15 protein-coding genes are annotated in these 19,451 nt (G+C 43.7%); 5 read left to right on the top strand and 10 right to left on the bottom strand.

Annotated features, from left to right (window positions below; genetic code table 11):
* The first annotated feature begins 73 nt into the window (after window positions 1-73).
* Complete coding sequence (locus tag R7190_RS19595; protein WP_318137589.1) at window positions 74-1,003, top strand: LysR family transcriptional regulator; 930 nt, start codon at window positions 74-76, stop codon at window positions 1,001-1,003.
* Window positions 1,004-2,236: 1,233 nt separating this feature from the next.
* On the opposite strand, the gene R7190_RS19590 is transcribed toward R7190_RS19595, so the two are convergent.
* The gene (locus R7190_RS19590) at window positions 2,237-3,136 is read right to left on the bottom strand and encodes a LysR family transcriptional regulator (protein ID WP_186585012.1); all 900 of its coding nucleotides are present in this window, start codon (window positions 3,134-3,136) and stop codon (window positions 2,237-2,239) included.
* A gap of 112 nt (window positions 3,137-3,248) precedes the next feature.
* Between R7190_RS19590 and eamB the strand changes: the two genes are divergently transcribed.
* From eamB to queC, 3 genes are all read left to right on the top strand, one after another.
* Entirely contained in the window at window positions 3,249-3,833 is a 585-nt protein-coding gene (gene eamB / locus R7190_RS19585) for a cysteine/O-acetylserine transporter (protein ID WP_005388201.1), read from the top strand.
* Window positions 3,834-4,132: 299 nt separating this feature from the next.
* A complete protein-coding gene (locus R7190_RS19580) occupies window positions 4,133-4,471 on the top strand; it encodes a helix-turn-helix domain-containing protein (RefSeq protein ID WP_005388200.1) in 339 nt (112 codons plus the stop codon).
* A gap of 67 nt (window positions 4,472-4,538) precedes the next feature.
* A complete protein-coding gene (queC, locus tag R7190_RS19575) occupies window positions 4,539-5,195 on the top strand; it encodes a 7-cyano-7-deazaguanine synthase QueC (protein ID WP_005377298.1) in 657 nt (218 codons plus the stop codon).
* Window positions 5,196-5,505: 310 nt separating this feature from the next.
* Here the strand turns inward: queC and queE are convergent, their stop codons facing one another.
* Window positions 5,506-6,156 (bottom strand): 7-carboxy-7-deazaguanine synthase QueE, encoded by a 651-nt coding sequence (gene queE, locus R7190_RS19570; protein WP_005377296.1) that lies wholly within the window; start codon window positions 6,154-6,156, stop codon window positions 5,506-5,508.
* A 216-nt stretch (window positions 6,157-6,372) separates the two neighbouring features.
* On the opposite strand from queE, the gene R7190_RS19565 reads away from it, so the two are divergent.
* Window positions 6,373-7,182, top strand: coding sequence for a Cof-type HAD-IIB family hydrolase (locus tag R7190_RS19565; RefSeq protein WP_017821691.1), 810 nt, complete (start codon window positions 6,373-6,375; stop codon window positions 7,180-7,182).
* A 160-nt stretch (window positions 7,183-7,342) separates the two neighbouring features.
* Here the strand turns inward: R7190_RS19565 and R7190_RS19560 are convergent, their stop codons facing one another.
* The 8 genes from R7190_RS19560 to prpB all read right to left on the bottom strand — a co-directional run bounded on the left by R7190_RS19560 (window position 7,343) and on the right by prpB (window position 19,445).
* Complete coding sequence (locus tag R7190_RS19560; RefSeq protein WP_017633779.1) at window positions 7,343-8,788, bottom strand: bifunctional NUDIX hydrolase/phosphatase PAP2 family protein; 1,446 nt, start codon at window positions 8,786-8,788, stop codon at window positions 7,343-7,345.
* A 385-nt stretch (window positions 8,789-9,173) separates the two neighbouring features.
* Entirely contained in the window at window positions 9,174-10,505 is a 1,332-nt protein-coding gene (locus R7190_RS19555; protein WP_186585011.1) for a trypsin-like serine protease, read from the bottom strand.
* 191 nt (window positions 10,506-10,696) lie between these two features.
* Complete coding sequence (locus R7190_RS19550; protein WP_005377290.1) at window positions 10,697-11,176, bottom strand: GNAT family N-acetyltransferase; 480 nt, start codon at window positions 11,174-11,176, stop codon at window positions 10,697-10,699.
* Window positions 11,177-11,365: 189 nt separating this feature from the next.
* Window positions 11,366-13,243, bottom strand: a complete 1,878-nt coding sequence (locus tag R7190_RS19545) for a propionyl-CoA synthetase (RefSeq protein WP_186585010.1) — start codon at window positions 13,241-13,243, stop codon at window positions 11,366-11,368.
* A gap of 77 nt (window positions 13,244-13,320) precedes the next feature.
* Entirely contained in the window at window positions 13,321-14,517 is a 1,197-nt protein-coding gene (gene prpF, locus R7190_RS19540; RefSeq protein WP_186585009.1) for a 2-methylaconitate cis-trans isomerase PrpF, read from the bottom strand.
* A gap of 9 nt (window positions 14,518-14,526) precedes the next feature.
* Window positions 14,527-17,118, bottom strand: coding sequence for a Fe/S-dependent 2-methylisocitrate dehydratase AcnD (acnD, locus tag R7190_RS19535; protein WP_186585008.1), 2,592 nt, complete (start codon window positions 17,116-17,118; stop codon window positions 14,527-14,529).
* Between the two features lie 156 nt (window positions 17,119-17,274).
* Entirely contained in the window at window positions 17,275-18,417 is a 1,143-nt protein-coding gene (gene prpC, locus R7190_RS19530; RefSeq protein ID WP_005377283.1) for a 2-methylcitrate synthase, read from the bottom strand.
* A gap of 131 nt (window positions 18,418-18,548) precedes the next feature.
* The gene (gene prpB, locus R7190_RS19525; RefSeq protein ID WP_042523753.1) at window positions 18,549-19,445 is read right to left on the bottom strand and encodes a methylisocitrate lyase; all 897 of its coding nucleotides are present in this window, start codon (window positions 19,443-19,445) and stop codon (window positions 18,549-18,551) included.
* Window positions 19,446-19,451: the final 6 nt, after the last annotated feature.

Genomic DNA, 19,451 nt, shown 5'->3' with positions numbered 1-19,451 from the left:
TATTAATAATTTCTAGACAGAGCAGTAGTTATACATGAAACTAATACGCTAATATCTAACTTGGATAAACATTGTGGATTTAGCAAATAAACTACACCTGCTTTTAGAAGTCTCTAAAGCTGGATCTTTTGCAAAAGCAGCAGATGGGATGAATATCGACCGCTCTGTTTTATCTAAACACATCAAGCAGTTAGAAGAGCACTTAGGCGTTAGGCTATTAAACAGAACAACTCGCTCTCTTTCATTAACACAAGTCGGCAAGCAAATAGTTGAAAAAGCAGACCAAATATCTCAACTCCTTGATGATACTCAACAAATAGCGGAGAACTTTCAGACTGAGCCTTCAGGGAAAGTACGAATTTCAAGCTCAACATTATTTGGAAAACTCTATCTACAACCTTCGATAGAGAAGTTTTTACATAAGTACCCAAAAGCAAGTGTTGAACTAATGCTAGATGATCTTCATGTAGACGTGATTAGAAGTAATTTTGATATTGCTTTTCGAATCGGACCTATGAGGGATTCATCAATGGTAGCAAGAAAATTAGCAAAAAATACGACTGCAATAATTGCTTCTCGAAATTTAATTGAAAAACATGGTAACCCAGAAACGCCTGATGAGTTAGTTAAGCTACCTTTTATTATTTATTCAAATGGTAATTTTATTGTCGACAAACTTAAATTCTACGACAAAGAAAAATCAGATGGTTTAGATACATACCCAATATCAGGATCATACATGGTCAATGAAGCTGAGCTAATAATTGAAAGCGTAAAGTCAGGTCTGGGCGCAGCACTCATAGGTCAATTTATGCTTCCTAACAACCTAGAGTCTTCTAATTTAGTTCAACTTTTACCAGAATATGAAACTCAAGATTTTGGTGATATTTATGCCATGTACTCACACCGTCAGCAATCACTATTGGTTAGGGCATTCATTGATATCGTTCAAGAAGAAATTGGCATACCACCAGTATGGGAAAAGCATTTCAATAAAAGCTAGGTGATTCTATTTAACCAAAATTAGCAGAAAATAAAAAATAAAATAAAATCAATAAATTAAACCAGTAACGTTTAATATTCATCGAAGTTTAATGTTAGGTGAATTAAGTTCCATTCTAAATGGCGCTTAATTCACTAAATATAAAAAATTCTTGATTTATAATACTAACAAATCCATCACCTATACAAGTTACGATGTATATTGAAGAAAAACACACCTCGGTCACTAGTTTGTTAGTATATAAAATATCTTATCTTATTTTTTTGGTTATTTATACGTTAGCAACGATTTACTTTAGCGTAAAAATGGACAAAAGCACATCGGAGAACTCTCTTATAGAAATGACTCAAATAGCATTTGTGCTTTTTTCATCGTTAATGTGTTTGTATAAATCTAAGGAATATCTTGAACTCAAACACATATTAGTAATAATGTCTTCATTTTTTATGGTTATATTCGTTAGAGAAATAGACTACCACATAGAGCAGTATTTCCCTCACGGTTCATGGAAGTATCCTGCTTGGATTATAATAGTCTCGGTCTGTTATTTTTGTTTTAATAATATAGTTAACATAAAAAATGAGGTAAAACTTTTCATTTCTCATTCTAGCTTCACGACATTAACAATTGGATTTTTTATTGTTTTCTTATTCTCACGATTTGCAGGGTATGGTGATTTTTGGGTCGAGTTCATGGGGAACTCATACAATAGAGACGTGAAAAACTTGGTTGAAGAAAGCTTAGAGTTACTAGGTTACGCGATACTTTTAAACGGTGTTTTACTTATTAAAGTAGAAAATCACTAAGTATAAATAAGAGTTCAGAGCTTGTAGTTCAAGCTTTGAACTTTTTTGGCTAAAAAAAAGCAGCAAATTATATTTGCTGCAAATGATGAAAAAAACAATATGCGTAAGTTAACTTCCTAGCAATGGATGCGTTAACGAGTTAATAATAACGAACCGTAACAATTAAGTCTCGTTGAAAATAATCCATAAAGAATGGCATTTATTACACTGTTAATTATGTAACCTTATCTAATCTAGTTATCACACGCCGTCGTTTTTATATCTTATCTCTTTCCGTCAATAAATAGCTCTTCACATCAGATCCCATTTATCATCCCACAACAGTCGGATTCACAACAAAGCAATAAAAATCAATAAATTAGAAGTAGCCACTTAAAAAGTAAAAAGGAGTAAAAACGAAACTATGTCAGATAGAACATATTAAAGATCACCGGCTCTGAGTAGAAAACCGTTCATACTCGTTACGCATACAATCAATAAAGACTTCCATCGCCGGCGTCACACACTTCCCAGCATGATAAGCACAAAGTGGCTTGATCATCTGTGAAAATTCGGTGAACTCAAGCTCTTGTAAACTGCCCTCTTGCAACTCTTTTTCAACCGTAAAACGAGGTAAATAAGAGATACCAATATTACTCTCAACGCAGTTTTTGATCGTATTAATACTGCTAAGTTCGATCATGTTGTCGATGCTAATATCACGCTCCTGAATAATGCTCTCAAACATCTGTCGAAAAAGGCACTTAGGGCCATTGCTTATAAACCCTAAATCAATATGTTGCTCTCTCTTCTTTAAATCTAGCCCTTTTAAAAGCGGTGAAGCAACCAATACCAGTGGCTCGTGCTCAAACTCGTGGACCTTGAGCGTATCGTCATTACCAACTCGATAAAACACACCTAAATCAGCTTTATCCGCTATCAACTCATCTCGAATCTGATAGCAATTTTGTGATTGCAGAGAGAGTCGAACATTGGGCGCTCTGATCCTGAACTCTTTTAAAACATTAGCCATCTTATAAGCAAGTTGAGTCTCAGCAACCAGCACTTTCAATTCACCGGTCGGCTCCGAGTTTTCTTGCTGTGCTGTTCCCTCAATATTTTCCATCACTCGCGACAGTTCATAGACGTAAGGCAGTATCTTTTCTCCTGCTTGAGTCAAAACCATCTTACGCCCTATTTTTTCGAACAGCTGCAGAGACAGATCTTGTTCCAACTGCTTGATTTGAAAGGTGACGGTTGATTGCGTGCAATAAAGCTTCTGTGACGCTTTTAGAAACGATCCTTCTTCAACAATAGCTTTAAAAGTAAGAAAGCGTTTTAGATTCATGACTAGACTCCACAACCAACAGTTCAATAAATTAAAAGTCTAAGTTTTAATTTATTCAATTTTTTAATCAATTGTAGCGAAGTATAGTGCAGTAAAAACAGGAGAGATAGAGATGACCGCCATCTACACCGCATTTTTTACTTACGTAATCATTACTTCAATTACACCAGGGCCAAACAACATTTTATCGCTCAGCATCGCGACGCAATATGGACTAAAACGCTCAACAAAAGTGATTTCGGGGATGTTTTGTGGCTATGTTGTTTTGATGCTACTTTGTGGCGCTTTCACGTATAACATGATCAGCCTCTTGCCCGTGATTACACCTTGGCTAACATGGATTGGAGCAGCTTATATTGTTTGGTTGGCTTGGGGGCTTGCTACGAGTGAGATCAAAACTTCATCGGATAATTCTAAAGGTATCAGTTTCTTAACAGGTTTCGGTTTGCAGTTCGTTAATGTGAAAATCATTCTTTATGGAATTACCTCTATTTCTACGTTCGTACTGCCCCACACTCAGAATATCTACTGGATCTTAGCGACTAGCCTCATTCTTGCTTTGATCGCACTTCTTAGCAACGTAGTCTGGGCCGTTGCAGGAAAGCTACTTCAATCGCAATTCCAGAGATATGGCAAAGTCATCAATATGAGCTTAGCAGCAGCTCTGATCTATTGTGCGACACAGTTATTTACTTAAGTATATAGTTGATCATCAAGAACAATATTGCTCTTCAACTTAGACGACTACGTTTATGTGAAGAGCAAATTCTGCTCTACAAATCGCTGCGGTTTCTCGTGCCCTTACTCGCTCCTTCATACGGCAGTTTTTGAAGAAGTAGATTCAACGTCACTTAATCAACCTAAAGATACGAAATCTTTTTTAGTTATACAGACACGGCCTTGGCGACCTCGGCAATAACTAAGCATTACTTAGTATACACAAATCAGAAAAACTAAGATAATCTTAGTCATCCAAGTCCTTCGTATGAACTTTAAGTGTTGTTTAATAATCCACTCCCAGCCCGCCTTAAGCATGCGCGTAAACAAGCGAATCTATCCCAAAAAGCACTGGGCATCCGTATCGGCATGGATGATAGTTCTGCAAGTGCAAGGATGAATCAATACGAAAGGGAGCGCCATACTCCCGACGTAAAAACGCTCAAACTTATCGCAGATGAGCTAAACGTGCCTCTAAACTATTTTTTTTGTGAAGATGAAATCACCGCTGAACTTGCTGTGAATCTCCACAAGCTGTCAAATGATGACAAGCAAAGAGTGCTTGAGAGCACAGCCCAGCTGATTGCGGACGCAATCGCCACGAAGTCGAGTACGTAATTGGGATTAAACGCCTAAGAATACGTATCAATACCAAAGAATCAAAGAGCATAACTAAGGGTTCAACATGGCTACAACAAAAGCACTTGTGGTTTTTTCCGGTGGGCAGGACTCTACGACCTGCTTAATCGATGCATTAAATACATATGATGAGGTTCATGCTATAACGTTTGATTATGGCCAGCGTCATTCAGATGAAATAGATATCGCTATCGAATTAGGTAAGCAACTTAACATCAAAAGCCACAAAGTCCTGGATGTAAAATCAATTAATGAGTTAGCGATAAGCTCGCTGACAAGAGACAACATTCCGGTATCTAATGACTTAAGCGACGCTAACGTACCCAATACATTCGTTCCAGGGAGAAACATTCTCTTTCTTACTTACGCATGTATCCATGCTTACCAGCTTGGCATTCAAGACATCATTACGGGAGTCTGCGAAACAGACTTTAGTGGTTACCCTGACTGCCGAGACAACTTTATTCGCTCTCTAAATCTCTCTTGCAATTTAGGTATGGATAAAGCCTTCAACATTAAGACTCCTTTAATGTGGCTTACTAAAGCAGAGACCTGGGCTCTAGCTGATAAGCACAATATGTTGGAGTTTGTCCAAAACAATACGTTAACATGTTACAACGGAATCGTTGGTAAAGGCTGTGGTGAATGCCCAGCGTGCCTACTGCGACAAAGCGGCTTAGAAGAATACTTAGCGAGCAAATAGTCTTTGTTAGCGGTAATAGCGCTGGGATAAAACCTTTTGCGTTAGCTTCTAAACGTTTTATCTCAGCGTGAAACTCCAGCCAACAGAGCTTCATTTTGATGCCGCCAGATTGGTGGCATCAATTAAATGCGAAACGATTGTCGAACCAAAGATAGCACTACACCACAACAGCCAACACTGCTTAGCTTTTACAACGCTATAAATTGCTTAGATATATCGACAATGTTTCGATAGCAAAGCTACCAACGGCATTACTCGCGAAACCGGGATTAGATAGAAAAGCTACCTCGAATGATGACGAGTCTCTCGTCTAAGCAATACTCAAATATTTATGAGTTTGAACAGACAAACGCCAATTGCGGGCAATGCACGTATCAATACACAATTGCGTAGCACGAGGCTTCTGGCTAATTGGTTGTAGTGCAATGATAGTCTCAGCCGCTACGTTCGCATTTGCTAAAAGGTCATCAAGGTGGTCGATGTCTTTCTGGGTGCCGACTGGATGCTTAATCTCATTTGCCCGCTCTAACGCGCTATTAAGCACTGGTAATTTACCTTTCATTGCTACTTTTGGTGACACTGTCACCCACGTATTTTCTGAAGTAATCACTTCTGATGTGCCACTGGTTTCAATTTGGCATTGGCACCCCATATCTTCAAACGCCTTTGTTAAAGGGCGCAGATCATAAATACAAGGCTCTCCACCAGTAATCACGATATGCTTAGCATTAAAGCCTTGCTGTTGATATTGCTCTACGATGTTCTCGGCAGATGCAACACACCACGTCGGAGAGTCTTCCGTTTTCACCAGAATATCGCCTATTTGACGTTGATCATTCTCATCTGCATACCACGTTTGTTTGGTATCGCACCATGAGCAACCAACCGGACACTCTTGAAGCCGAACAAAAACAGCAGGGACTCCAGTGAAAACCCCTTCCCCTTGGATGGTTTCAAACATCTCATTTAGCTTATACAACGCAGAACTCACTCAACTCATAACATTTCGAGGCGAAGACCATAATGGACACGCGTGTCTAGGTCAATTTAAACCAAAAATTAATTGTTAAAATAGACCATTTTGTAGTTTCATAGCGTAATGAATATAGGTTTCTGGTTAACGTTAAACCAAGCCTTATTCACTGACAGCTCCCAAAAAACTTTAAGGTAAGAAATGATGTATAAACTGATCGCACTAGATATGGATGGCACGCTACTCAATAGTGATAAAGCCATTTCTGAAGAAAACAAACAAGCGATCGCAAAAGCTCGAGAAGCAGGCGTTACTGTCGTTCTCGCTTCTGGTCGCCCATTAGAAGGAATGCAAGACAAGCTCGACGAACTGAATATCCATTCCGATCGAGATTTTGTTCTTTACTACAACGGTTCGATGGTCAAGAACGTAGGCACAAACGACATCATCCACCAGCAAATCATAGATGGTAAAGCTGCAAAATTGGTGGCGCGAAAAGCCGAAGAGCTAGGTGCGTACGTCCATGCTTTTAGTCAAGTTCATGGTTTAATCACCAACGAACACAACCCTTACACCGATATTGAAGCAAAGATAAATGGCTTAAATGTCACCGAGATGAACTTCGAATCACTAGAAGACGATCATCCAATCATCAAAGCTATGATGGTTGCAGAGCCAAGCAAACTAACAGAAGTTATAGCAGCACTGCCAGCTGAAATGCGCGAAGCGTTTACGGTTGTTCAAAGCGCTCCGTTTTTCCTTGAGTTTCTTAACCCTGCGAGCAACAAAGGTATTGGTGTTGCCGCAATTGCCGAGTATCTGGGAATTAAACCGGAAGAAGTTATCTGTATGGGTGACGCAGAAAATGACCACCACATGCTGAAATACGCTGGCCTTGGTATCGCGATGGCAAATGCAATGGAAGAAACCAAGCAAATCGCTGACTACATTACGGCAAGTAATGATGAGCACGGTGTCGCTAAAGCTATAGAAAAGTTCGTGCTCAATGCATAGCCCTTTCCGCCATGTCTGTTGCGTTAAGCTTCTTACGTTTAACACCCCTAGCCGTCCAAGATAGGCAAGCGGCGTTGTTCGTGGACTAAACGTGTAAAAGCCTTGCTGTAATGCAAGGCTTTGTTTTTACTCAAATACTAATAGATAACAAATACAGCCATCAATCTAGCAACGTTTTGCTCGGTTGGTTTTCACAAGTCAGCTTCCTTGCAAGCAGCATAAATAACAACATTAATAATGGATAATGTAACGTCGACAAGACTAATGACCACAAACCGCTAAACGATACGATATTAGCCGAGTACAAATAGAGTTGATCAACAAGCAACAATGCCAGCGTCACAAAGATCATCTGCCGAGTATCTAAATGTGCTTTCGACTCTTTAAATGTCATGACCAACGCTGATGCAGTGATTAAAATTGCTAACCAGCGACCAAACACAGGTAATGGCCAGATGACGGAGATGACCGATGTTGCCGCAGTCATAATGAACCAGACGCCTTTTGAGCTTAGAACTTGATCAACGTTCACATCTTGATTTGTCTCCAGTCGAAGAACATGCCAAGCCACCAAGCTGCCTAACAGCGCGCCAAATAACATATCTAAAATAAAGGCACTGCCGAGGAAAAACTTACCTAACACCACAGTAAGAGTGATGAACACGAAGACTGCCGTTGTTCCATTCAAACCAAAATACTGGGTTCTATGAAACAAGAACGTCAGCACACAAAACCACACAGCGATAGGCAAGCTAGGAAAACTAAAGCCAAAGCTGTGCGTTAACTCCATCATTGGTATATAGACATGTGGGCGCGGTAGCGAAAAGCCTTGTTGAGCGACAAGCACCATAAGCGACGTTGCACTAATTGCGAAAAAGAGTCGGTACACAAACCGGCTACCAAAGCGCATCATGGCAAAAGGAAATAGAAAGAGTAGTACCGTCGGTTCTGTCAGATCTATAACGAGTTTCGAGATCTGACTAGCTACCTCGTAACTCGTTTCTGACAACGCCCCTACCCAACTCTGTAAATCTATCAGCCACGCCAATTCAACCTGACGAAATGAAGGCGCGGATTCGATCAACTGAGTCACATAAGATACTGATTGCTTGGTAGCTTGATCAAAAAACTGAGTGGCTTGTGGCCATTGCTCAGGATAACGATATAAAGATGATGGTAATTCAGATGGGCTAAGCAACATCGCTGACGCAACTTCTACTCCATAATGAGGGGCAAACCAAATAGGCAGTTCATTTCCACCTAAAGAATTATTCATAGAAAAAGCGATAATGTCAGAGTCTGATATACAGTCGTAAAAAACCGCAGTGTCCGTTCTGCCAAGCTCCTCTCCAACCGTAACCACTATACCGGTTTCTTCCCACGTTTCTCGTTGAGCAGCAACTTGTGGAGACTCACCATCAATAATGGTTCCGCCAGGTAGAGAAATCTTATCCGTTAATACTTCATGAACTAGCACTAACTTGTCATCAGCGCGAACAATACAGAGCGCTCCTTTAACTTCGCTCGCAGTGGCTTTAGCCGTAGAGATCGGTGAAACAGGTAACAAAATAAAACAAAGGATGAGTAATAACAGCTGTCTCAACACAAAATATGACCTTAAATAAACATAATGATAACCAATGAATCATGGCAGTTAATCTTATCTTTTTCGACAAAAATTAAGTAACGAGTTATGCCAAACTGAGTTGATCGCGTAAAACCTGATCTCAACGCTCACTGGAGAATAATTTAATGCAAACCTGACAAAAATCAGACAAAACATAAAATGTTGATCGCAATTCTGCCAGTTATATAAAGATAACGTCAGGAAAAAGTCATACACATTTTGTGGGTTCTCATAGTTGACACAATAAAAAAGGGCTTATTATTCGCAAACAATAAACCCCAGTTATGGTAACTATGTACTGATCGTTGAAACCAAGAATGAATCTTATCTCATGGTCAACGAATCAAATTCACTGGCCCGATCGTTAGTTAGACTTGCAATTCGCATCGCCGACTTTTTGCCAAACACCCCAAGGCCCTGAGTCTGCTGGATTATCACCTTGAGTCCACCACTGCGCTTGCCAAACTTTACCATTCCAAGTAACCGTATCTCCTTTGAGATACACTAAGCTGGCTTGCCATACAGTTTTACAGCTATCTGTGGGAGGCGTTGTCACCGTTTTCGCTTGAGCGGATACTAACGCTTGGTATTGTGTGCTGGTCTTATCAACGTTGAAGTTCAAAACCACTCTTGCTTCTCCGCTCTGAGTAGCACCAAATTCAACATCAATACGACAACTTGCATTCATTGCTAACGTCGCCTGAGAGCACTGATCATTGGCAATAACAGCTGCATCAGTAACACCCGAAGCAAACGCGCGAACATTTTCCACAGTGAAGGTGGTGTTCCCTGAATTCTGGATAACAAAGCTATGTTGCTGTAACTCCCCAACATTAAATGATGCCAGTGTCTGTTCGGTGGTGTATCCAACAGAAACATTCTCTTTTGGTGGTGTTACTGTTCCGATAACACCATCGACAAAATTGCGCATAGCAGCGATATCGCTATAAACCCCATACATACCAGGACGAGCACAACCTATTCCCCAACTGACCACACCAAGTTGAGTAATTACACCACTGCGATTAATGACGATTGGACCACCACTATCTCCCTGACAAGAATCTATCCCACCTTGAGGAATACCAGCACAGAATGACACTTCTCCAACCGTTGTGTAGTTGCCACCGGCTTGACGGCAAGTCATATCCGACACAAGTGGGACGTCAACCTCTTGCAATCGAGACGGAGAGCTTCCTCCTTCAGAAGTTCGCCCTAAGCCAGCAACACTAAGCCAATCTCCGATGCTCGCGTATTGCGTTAGACTACCATTCGCAATCTCAACTGAAGAAACAGCTTGAGGCACAGAGTCGAGCTTCAATACCGCGAGGTCATGAGAAAGCGTCGCGCGGCGATATGCCGGGTGCATATGGATCTCACTGACGTTTGCACGAACACCATCACTACCGTTATAAACAACGCCACCGATTTTAACCGCAATCTGACTCGGAGAATCACCCTCAACACAATGTGCAGCAGTCAGGACGTAACCATTCCCGATATAACTGGCCCCACAATACGATCGGTTACCATAACGACTAACAATTTGGGTGTAGAATTTCCAGTCACGTGGGTCGGCAGTTACTCCGCCTACGATCTGGGGTTGGATAGTGTGATTTTGCGTCTGTGACAAATCATCAGCACTTGCGAACATTGGCAAAACGGCTAAAGCAAGTAACGATTTTGTTAGTTTCAAAATATTGTCCTCTTGTTTTTGTAAGCACGATCCTCGTGCTACTAATAAACAAGCAGACAAAAACGCCGATACCAATGTAGGTGCATATCAATTTGTTAACATTGCGAGTAGCTTATAGAGAAAAGTCTATTGACGAACTGAATGATTTCAATTCGATCGAACCTAAATCACAATATTAAAGTTAAATACGATTATTCGTTCAGCGGTTTTCTTAAATAGTGGATATGGTGTGCAAATCCTTGTTTTTCATACAAAGATATTGCGCCCTGGTTAAAATGCCATACTTCAACAAACATCTGTTTTGCACCGTAATCAGAGAACGTTGACTCAATTTTATTAATCAAAGCCTGCGCCGTACCTTGTTTTCGATATTCAGGCAGCACATAGAGCTCATCCACGCTTCCCATCATAACTGGCTGGCTGACGGTAGAAATAAGTTCACAGAAGTGACCAGAAATAAAGCCAATAATTTCATCTCCTTGTTTTGCTACGTAAACAAGGCACTCAGGGTCATCAATATATCGAGCAATGCTTTTTTCTTGTTCTATCTCCTCTGCCGTTTTGAAAAGCTCAGGAGATTGAAGATGATGCTCATCATGAAGCTCGAACATAAGATCGTTGAGCAACTCTAGGTCGCTAAAACACGCAGGTTTAATCGCAAACGTGGTCATACAAAGGGTCACTAAAAATGGAATGGCTGTAGTTTGTGAGGAAAACGTCGTATTGGCAAGTCACAAATGCTTTCACGATACGTTTGTACTGTTTGAGCAACAAAAAAGCCCCTGTACTTAATAAACGTACAGAGGCAGAACCAACCTACAGAGTTCGAGGATCAGGGGTTAGTTAGAATTGAGTTTTTCTCAGCGTCGTAGCACTCGCTCAATTTCGTTCAAGCTACTTGGGTCATCAATCGTTGACGGAACGGTGTATTTTTCACCATCAGCTATTTGACGTATAGTTCGACGCAAAATTTTACCTGAACGTGTTTTCGGTAAACGGTCTACAACCAACGCATGCTTGAAGCAAGCAACTGCACCTATCTCACTACGCACTTTGCCAACAAGCTCACCTTCAAGGTCTAGCTCATCCACTTTGACGCCGTCTTTCAGTACAACAAAACCAAGTGGAAGCTGACCTTTTAGATCATCGTGGATACCGACCACCGCACATTCTGCAATCGCTGGGTGGCCTCCTACTATTTCTTCCATTTCACCTGTCGACAATCGGTGTCCCGCGACATTAATCACATCATCAATACGTCCCATAATAAACAGGTAACCGTCTTCATCCAGATAGCCACCATCACCAGACACGTAGTAGCCTGGGAACTGGCTAAGATAACCAGTTTCAAAACGGTCATGATTACGCCAAACCGCTGGCAGACAACTTGGTGGTAGCGGACGTTTTAATGCGACAAAGCCTTGTTGGTTAGGCCCGACAGCCTCTCCAAGTTCATTCAGAATTTCGACCTGATAACCCGGAATGGGCTTCGTCGAAGAACCAGCTTTAACTGGCATCATTTCGACACCTGTCGGGTTGCCAGCGATGGCCCAGCCCGTCTCGGTTTGCCACCAGTGGTCAATAACGGGCTTGTCCGCTTTGCTCTGAACCCACTCCAGTGTCGGAGGGTCAAGGCGTTCTCCCGCCATAAAGATGTTTTTCAGATTCGACAAGTCGTACTGTTTTAAGTGCTCGCCTTCCGGGTCCTCTTTCTTAATCGCACGAAACGCCGTTGGTGCAGAGAACAACGCATCTACTTTATATTCATCACACACTCGCCAAAATGCGCCAGGATCCGGTGTTCGAACAGGCTTGCCTTCGAATAGGATAGTAGTGCAACCGTGAATCAGTGGGGCGTAAACAATGTAAGAGTGCCCTACTACCCAGCCCACATCAGATGCTGCCCAAAAGACGCCATCTTGAGGAATGTTATAGATTGCGCTCATGGAGTACTTCATCGCGACAGCATGGCCACCGTTATCACGCACAACGCCTTTCGGCTTACCTGTCGTGCCCGATGTATAAAGTATGTAGAGCGGATCGGTTGCTAACACCGGAACACAACCATGTGGCAGCGCTTGTTTGTACTCTCGCAGCCAATCTAAGTCTCTTTCTTGGTTTAGCTCAGCGTCGCACTCTGGACGTTGGAAAACAAACACTTTCTCAGGCTTCCAACGGCTGTCCATAATGGCTTTGTCTACCATTGGTTTGTATGGAATGACTTTGTTGATCTCAATCCCGCACGACGCCGTCATGATCACTTTCGGCTCTGCATCTTCAATTCGTACAGCAAGCTCATTAGGTGCAAAACCACCGAATACTACGGAATGAATCGCCCCCAAACGCGCGCAGGCAAGCATCGCCATTGCGGCTTCTGGGATCATCGGCATATAAATAACGACTCGGTCGCCTTTTTCAACACCTTGAGCAGACAGCATGCCAGCAATTTTTGCTACTTGGTCACGTAGATCGCTATAGGTGTACGTGGCTTTACGACCTGTCACTGGCGAGTCATAAATGAGTGCAGTATTATCACCGCGTCCTTGCTCGCAATGGTAATCTAATGCTAACCAGCACGTATTCATTACACCATCTGGAAACCAACGTTCTATGCCGTTTTCATCAGATTTCAAGATAGTTTTAGGAGATTCAAACCAATCGAGATTCTCCGCTTGAGCGCGCCAAAAACTCTCCGGTTCATTCTTCGCCCATAAGTATTCTTTTTCGTATGAAGACATATTGCTTCCTCCAGTATGTCCTGACATTGCTCTCGTTCTACTCAAAGATCGCTCTTTTAATCCAAAGATCGTCTCTTTTAATCGAAGACATAGAAGGGTACACGCACAAATCCCTCCATCAGTATTCTCGCACTTCGGCTCATAATGGCTTTTTGCACCACCCAGCCCTGCTCAGTTTGCTTCGCTTGTGCCCCAACTTTTAACGTTCCTGACGGGTGACCAAAAGTCACGGACTCTTTTTCACCGCCACCAGCGGCTAAATTCACTAACGTTCCGGGCACACACGCAGCAGAAGCAATAGCAACGGCTGCTGTTCCCATCATTGCATGATGTAGCTTGCCCATCGACAGCGCGCGAACGAGCACATCAATATCCGACTCATTAACGGCTTTACCACTTGAAGACAGGTAACTTTTCGGTTTAGAAACAAACGCTATTTTCGGCGTATGTTGGCGTGTTTGAGCTTCTTCTAAATCAGAAATCAGGCCCATTTTTAACGCGCCATATGCGCGGATGGATTCGAACATCGCTAATGCTGTGTCATCGTTGTTGACATCGTCTTGCAGCTCGGTGCCCTGATATCCTATCGATTCAGCATCAATAAAAATGGTTGGTATGCCCGCGTTAATAAAGGTCGCGTTGAACGTACCCACATCCGGCACCACCAAATCATCAACTAAGTTGCCCGTTGGGAACATACTTCCTTCGCCATCGGAAGGATCAACAAAATCCACTTGAATCTCTGCCGCTGGAAACGTGACACCATCGAGTTCAAACTCTCCGGTTTCTTGGACGAAACCATTGACGATTGGCACGTGAATCAAAATCGTTTTGCTTATGTTCACTTGCCAAACACGCACCGTCACAATGCCATTGTCTGGAATACGGTCTTGTGGGATCAGACCAGCATGAATGGCGAAAGGACCGACAGCGGCAGACAAGTTGCCGCAGTTACCACTCCAATCGACGAATGGTTTGTCGATCGACACTTGGCCAAATAAGTAGTCAACATCGTGATCGGCTCTGCTGCTGCGCGAAACAATCACTGTTTTACTGGTGCTTGACGTCGCGCCCCCCATGCCATCAATTTGCTTCGCGTAAGGATCAGGGCTGCCAATAACGCGTAGCAACAGTTTGTCACGTGCGGCTCCAGCCACTTGCGCTTCTTGAGGTAAATCCTCTAGGTTGAAAAAGACACCTTTACTCGTGCCGCCACGCATGTACGTCGCGGGCACTTTTATTTGGCTTGTTTGATTCGGAGTATTATTTGACATACGCACTCCTTATTGTGCCAAGAAATCTTGCGCGAAACGCTGCAGAACACCGCCCGCGTTGTACACGTGAACTTCGTCAGCGGTATCTAAGCGACAAGTAACCGGAACATCGACTCTATCGCCGTTGCTGCGTGTGATAACCAGCGCTAAATCAGCGCCCGGCTTGATTTCTCCAACCACGTCGTAAAGTTCCGTACCATCCAGCTCTAGCGTATTGCGGTTAACGCCTGGCTTAAATTGCAGTGGTAGTACGCCCATGCCAACCAAGTTAGTACGGTGAATACGCTCAAAGCCTTCAGCAACAATGGCTTCTACGCCTGCCAGTCGAACGCCTTTTGCTGCCCAGTCACGGGATGACCCCTGACCATAGTCAGCACCTGCAACAACAATCAGTGGTTGCTTGCGGTTCATGTAGGTCTCAATCGCTTCCCACATGCGTACAACCTGACCTTCCGGCTCGATTCGCGCCAGAGAACCCTGAACCACTTCACCGTTCTCTTTCACCATTTCGTTAAATAGTTTCGGGTTAGCAAAGGTCGCGCGTTGCGCCGTTAAGTGGTCACCACGGTGAGTCGCGTAAGAGTTGAAATCTTCTTCTGGCACACCCATTTTCGCTAAGTATTCACCTGCTGCGCTGCTTGCGAGAATCGCGTTGGATGGTGATAAGTGATCAGTGGTGATGTTGTCGCCCAGAATCGCCAATGGACGCATACCAGACAATGTTCTTTCTCCCGCTAGCGCACCTTCCCAGTACGGTGGTCGGCGGATGTAGGTACTCATCGGACGCCAGTCGTACAGCGGGTTGGGATTTTGCTCTTGATCATTCAGCTTAAACATCTGAATGTAAACTTGCTTAAACTGCTCAGGTTTAACATGAGTACCGACAACTGCATCGATCTCTTCATCGCTTGGCCACAAATCATTGAGATAAATTGGTTTGCCGTTTTGGTCCGTGCCAAGCGCATCGCGCTCGATATCAAAACGAATTGTACCGGCTAGTGCATAAGCGACAACCAATGGTGGTGAAGCCAAGAAAGCTTGTTTGGCGTACGGATGGATTCGACCATCAAAGTTACGGTTACCAGAAAGCACCGCTGTCGCATATAAATCACGGTCGATGATCTCTTGTTGGATTTTTGGATCCAGCGCACCACTCATACCGTTACAAGTTGTACATGCGTAACCAACAATGCCAAAGCCAAGCTTCTCTAGCTCTGGTAATAAGCCCGCTTCTTCCAGATACAAGCGTGCAACTTTAGAACCCGGAGCAAAAGACGATTTCACCCACGGTTTACGTACAAGACCAAGTTCGTTGGCTTTCTTCGCCACAAGGCCAGCAGCAACCACGTTTCTTGGGTTACTGGTATTCGTACATGAGGTAATAGCAGCGATGATCACTGCACCATCTGGCAACTCGCCTTCTTTCTCTTCCCACGCTCCAGAAATGCCGCGCTGTGCCAACTCAGAAGTTGGTAAACGACGATGAGGGTTTGACGGACCAGCCAAGTTACGGCTAACTGATGATAAATCGAACTCAAGTACGCGCTCGTAAACGGCGCTATCAAGATCGTCTGCCCAAAGACCGGTTTGTTTTGCGTAATTTTCTACTAGAGCAACTTGTTCTTCATCTCGACCAGTTAGTTTCAAGTAATTGATGGTCTGCTCATCAATATAAAACATGCCAGCTGTTGCGCCGTATTCTGGTGTCATGTTTGAAATCGTTGCGCGGTCTCCGATCGTTAGATCACGTGCGCCTTCTCCGAAGAATTCAAGATATGAAGATACCACACGCTCATTACGCAGAAACTCAGTAATCGCGAGGACAATATCCGTTGCGGTAATGCCCGGTTGACGTTTACCCGTCAGTTTGACACCGACAATATCTGGTAGACGCATCATTGATGGTCGGCCAAGCATGACGGTTTCTGCTTCCAGACCACCGACACCTATCGCAATAACACCAAGAGCGTCTACGTGAGGCGTATGACTGTCCGTACCCACACAGGTGTCTGGGTAGGCAATGCCCTGCTTTGCTTGTACCACAGGAGACATTTTTTCCAAGTTGATTTGGTGCATGATGCCATTCCCAGCTGGAATCACGCTGACGTTTTCAAACGCTGTTTTACACCACTCGATAAAGTGGAATCGGTCTTCATTACGGCGCTCTTCAATCGCGCGGTTTTTGTCGAAGGCATCAGGGTCAAAGCCCGCATGTTCAACCGCTAAAGAGTGGTCAACGATCAATTGTGTCTCAACCACTGGGTTCACTTTTGCAGGATCGCCGCCCTGATCTGAAATGGCATCGCGCAGACCCGCTAAATCGACTAGAGCGGTCTGACCAAGAATGTCATGACAAACAACGCGTGCTGGATACCAAGGAAAATCAAGATCGCGTTTGCGTTCTATTAACTGTTTCAGGCTATCTTTCAATGTGTTCGGGTCACAGCGACGGACCAGTTGCTCAGCTAGCACGCGAGAGGTATAAGGGAGTGTTTCATAGGCTCCAGGAGAAATGGCATTGACGGCTTCGCGTGCATCAAAATAATCCAGTTGAGTTCCCGGAAGCGGCTTACGATATTGGGTATTAATATTTGTGTTCATGGTTTGCTTCCATTCAGTCTTTACATCTTGCCTTCATCAAGGTTTTCTATTGCTCCAGAAACACAGTGATGAGAGGTTCTCCTTCCTCTGTTAGAGAGAATGACAAAGGAAGGAGGTGGTCAACCAAAGCATATAATGCCCTCGTTGACCTTCGCGCTAGCGATTCTCGATAGGCACCCATTCTTGATGATCTGGGCCCGTATAATCGGCACTTGGGCGAATAATACGGTTATTGGCACGCTGTTCATAAACGTGTGCAGCCCAGCCCGTTAAACGACTCATCACAAAGATTGGGGTAAATAGTTTGGTTGGAATGTCCATGAAGTGGTAAGCCGATGCATGGAAGAAGTCCGCATTACAGAACAGACCTTTCTCTCGCTTCATCACTGATTCAACACGCTCAGAAACCGCATATAGATGAGTATCACCAACTTGTTTCGATAGCTCTTTGGACCAGCGTTTTATTAAGGCGTTGCGAGGGTCACTTTCACGATAAATCGCATGACCAAATCCCATGATCTTGTCTTTATTGGCTAGCATTTTCATGATGTTCGCTTCCGCCTCGTCGGGCGTTTGCCAATCTTCAATCATTTCCATCGCCGCTTCGTTCGCACCGCCGTGAAGTGGTCCACGAAGCGTACCGATTGCAGCCGTGATACAAGAATGGATGTCTGACAACGTTGATGCACAAACGCGTGCCGCGAATGTAGAAGCATTAAACTCATGTTCAGCATAAAGAATGAGCGAGCAATGCATCACTTGTTTGTGCAGCGCAGATGGCGCTTTGTCTGTAAGTAATCGCAAGAAGTAACCACCGATGCAATCTTCAGTCTGATCCTCGGTGTTAATACGCACTCCATCATGACTAAAGCGGTACCAGTAACAGATGATGGCAGGGAACAAGGCTAGCATACGTTCGGTTGCTTTCAGTTGCTCCTCAAAGCTCATTTCCTGCTCTAGGTTACCCAATACAGAACAACCCGTGCGCATTACGTCCATTGGGTGTGCGCTTGCAGGAATTAACTCTAAAGCTTGTTTTAGCTCGGCTGGCAAACCTCTAAGGCTGAGTAGATGTGTCTTGTACGCATCAAGTTCTTGTTGATTCGGCAAGTGACCGCGTAACAGAAGGTGAGCCACTTCTTCAAACTGTGCGTTGTTCGCAAGATCAGTAATATCGTATCCACGATAAGTTAAACCAGTTCCCGTTTTTCCGACAGTACATAAAGCTGTGCTTCCTGCGCTTTGACCACGAAGGCCTGCGCCACCTAATTCTGCTTTCTTTTCTGCAGTTTGAGACATTGTTTGAACTCCTTTTCTGTCTGACTTTTCCCTCTCTGGGGTTTTTTAGCCAAACGAATTTCACGTTATTAGATGAGATAAATTCCGATTATCTTTTTCTTGGGCTTCCGTCTATTTTTGCTTTTCCCCCGCTATTTCCCTTCAGAGAATAACTGGTCAAGTTTGTCTTCGTAGTCGTGGTAATTCAGGTGCTGATACAACTCTTTACGTGTTTGCATCGAATCAACCAGTGCTTCCTGATTACCCACTTCTAGCAAATGTTTGTAGACCGTTTCAGCAGCTTTGTTCATGGCACGGAACGCACTTAATGGGTAAAGCACCATATCGACTTTCGCTTTTGCAAGCTCATCGCAGCCGTACAGTGGCGTTGCGCCGAACTCGGTAATGTTGGCCAGAATAGGAACGTGCTTTCCAGTTGCTTGCTCAAGTGCGTTTGAGAACTGAAGGTACTGATCCAGCTTGGTCATCGCTTCTGGGAAGATCATGTCTGCGCCAGCTTCCACACACGCAATCGCACGCTCGATTGCGCTGTCCATGCCTTCAACAGCTAGCGCGTCTGTACGAGCCATAACCACGAAACTTTCATCATTGCGTGCGTCAACCGCGGCTTTTACGCGATCAACCATCTCTTGCTGGCTGACTATTGCTTTGTTCGGACGATGACCACAACGTTTCTGTGCGACTTGGTCTTCCATGTGCACCGCTGCCGCGCCTGCTTTTTCCATCGCTTTGATCGTGCGAGCAATGTTAAATGCACCGCCAAAACCCGTGTCGATATCAACCAAAAGAGGCAAATCACATGCGTTAGTGATGCGGTCAACATCAACCAAAACGTCGTTTAATGTTGTGATACCGAGATCCGGCAATCCGTATGACGCATTTGCGATACCGCCACCAGACAAGTAAATCGCTTGGTGACCCAAGTTTTTTGCCATCATGGCGCAATACGGGTTTATAGTGCCGACAATTTGTAGTGGATTATTTTGTTCAATGGCGAGTCTGAATTTCGCTCCCGGTGTTAAGCTCATGACGAA

This window comes from Vibrio sp. 1078-1 (assembly GCF_033340475.1).
This window is presented reverse-complemented; position numbering and strand designations above follow the sequence as displayed.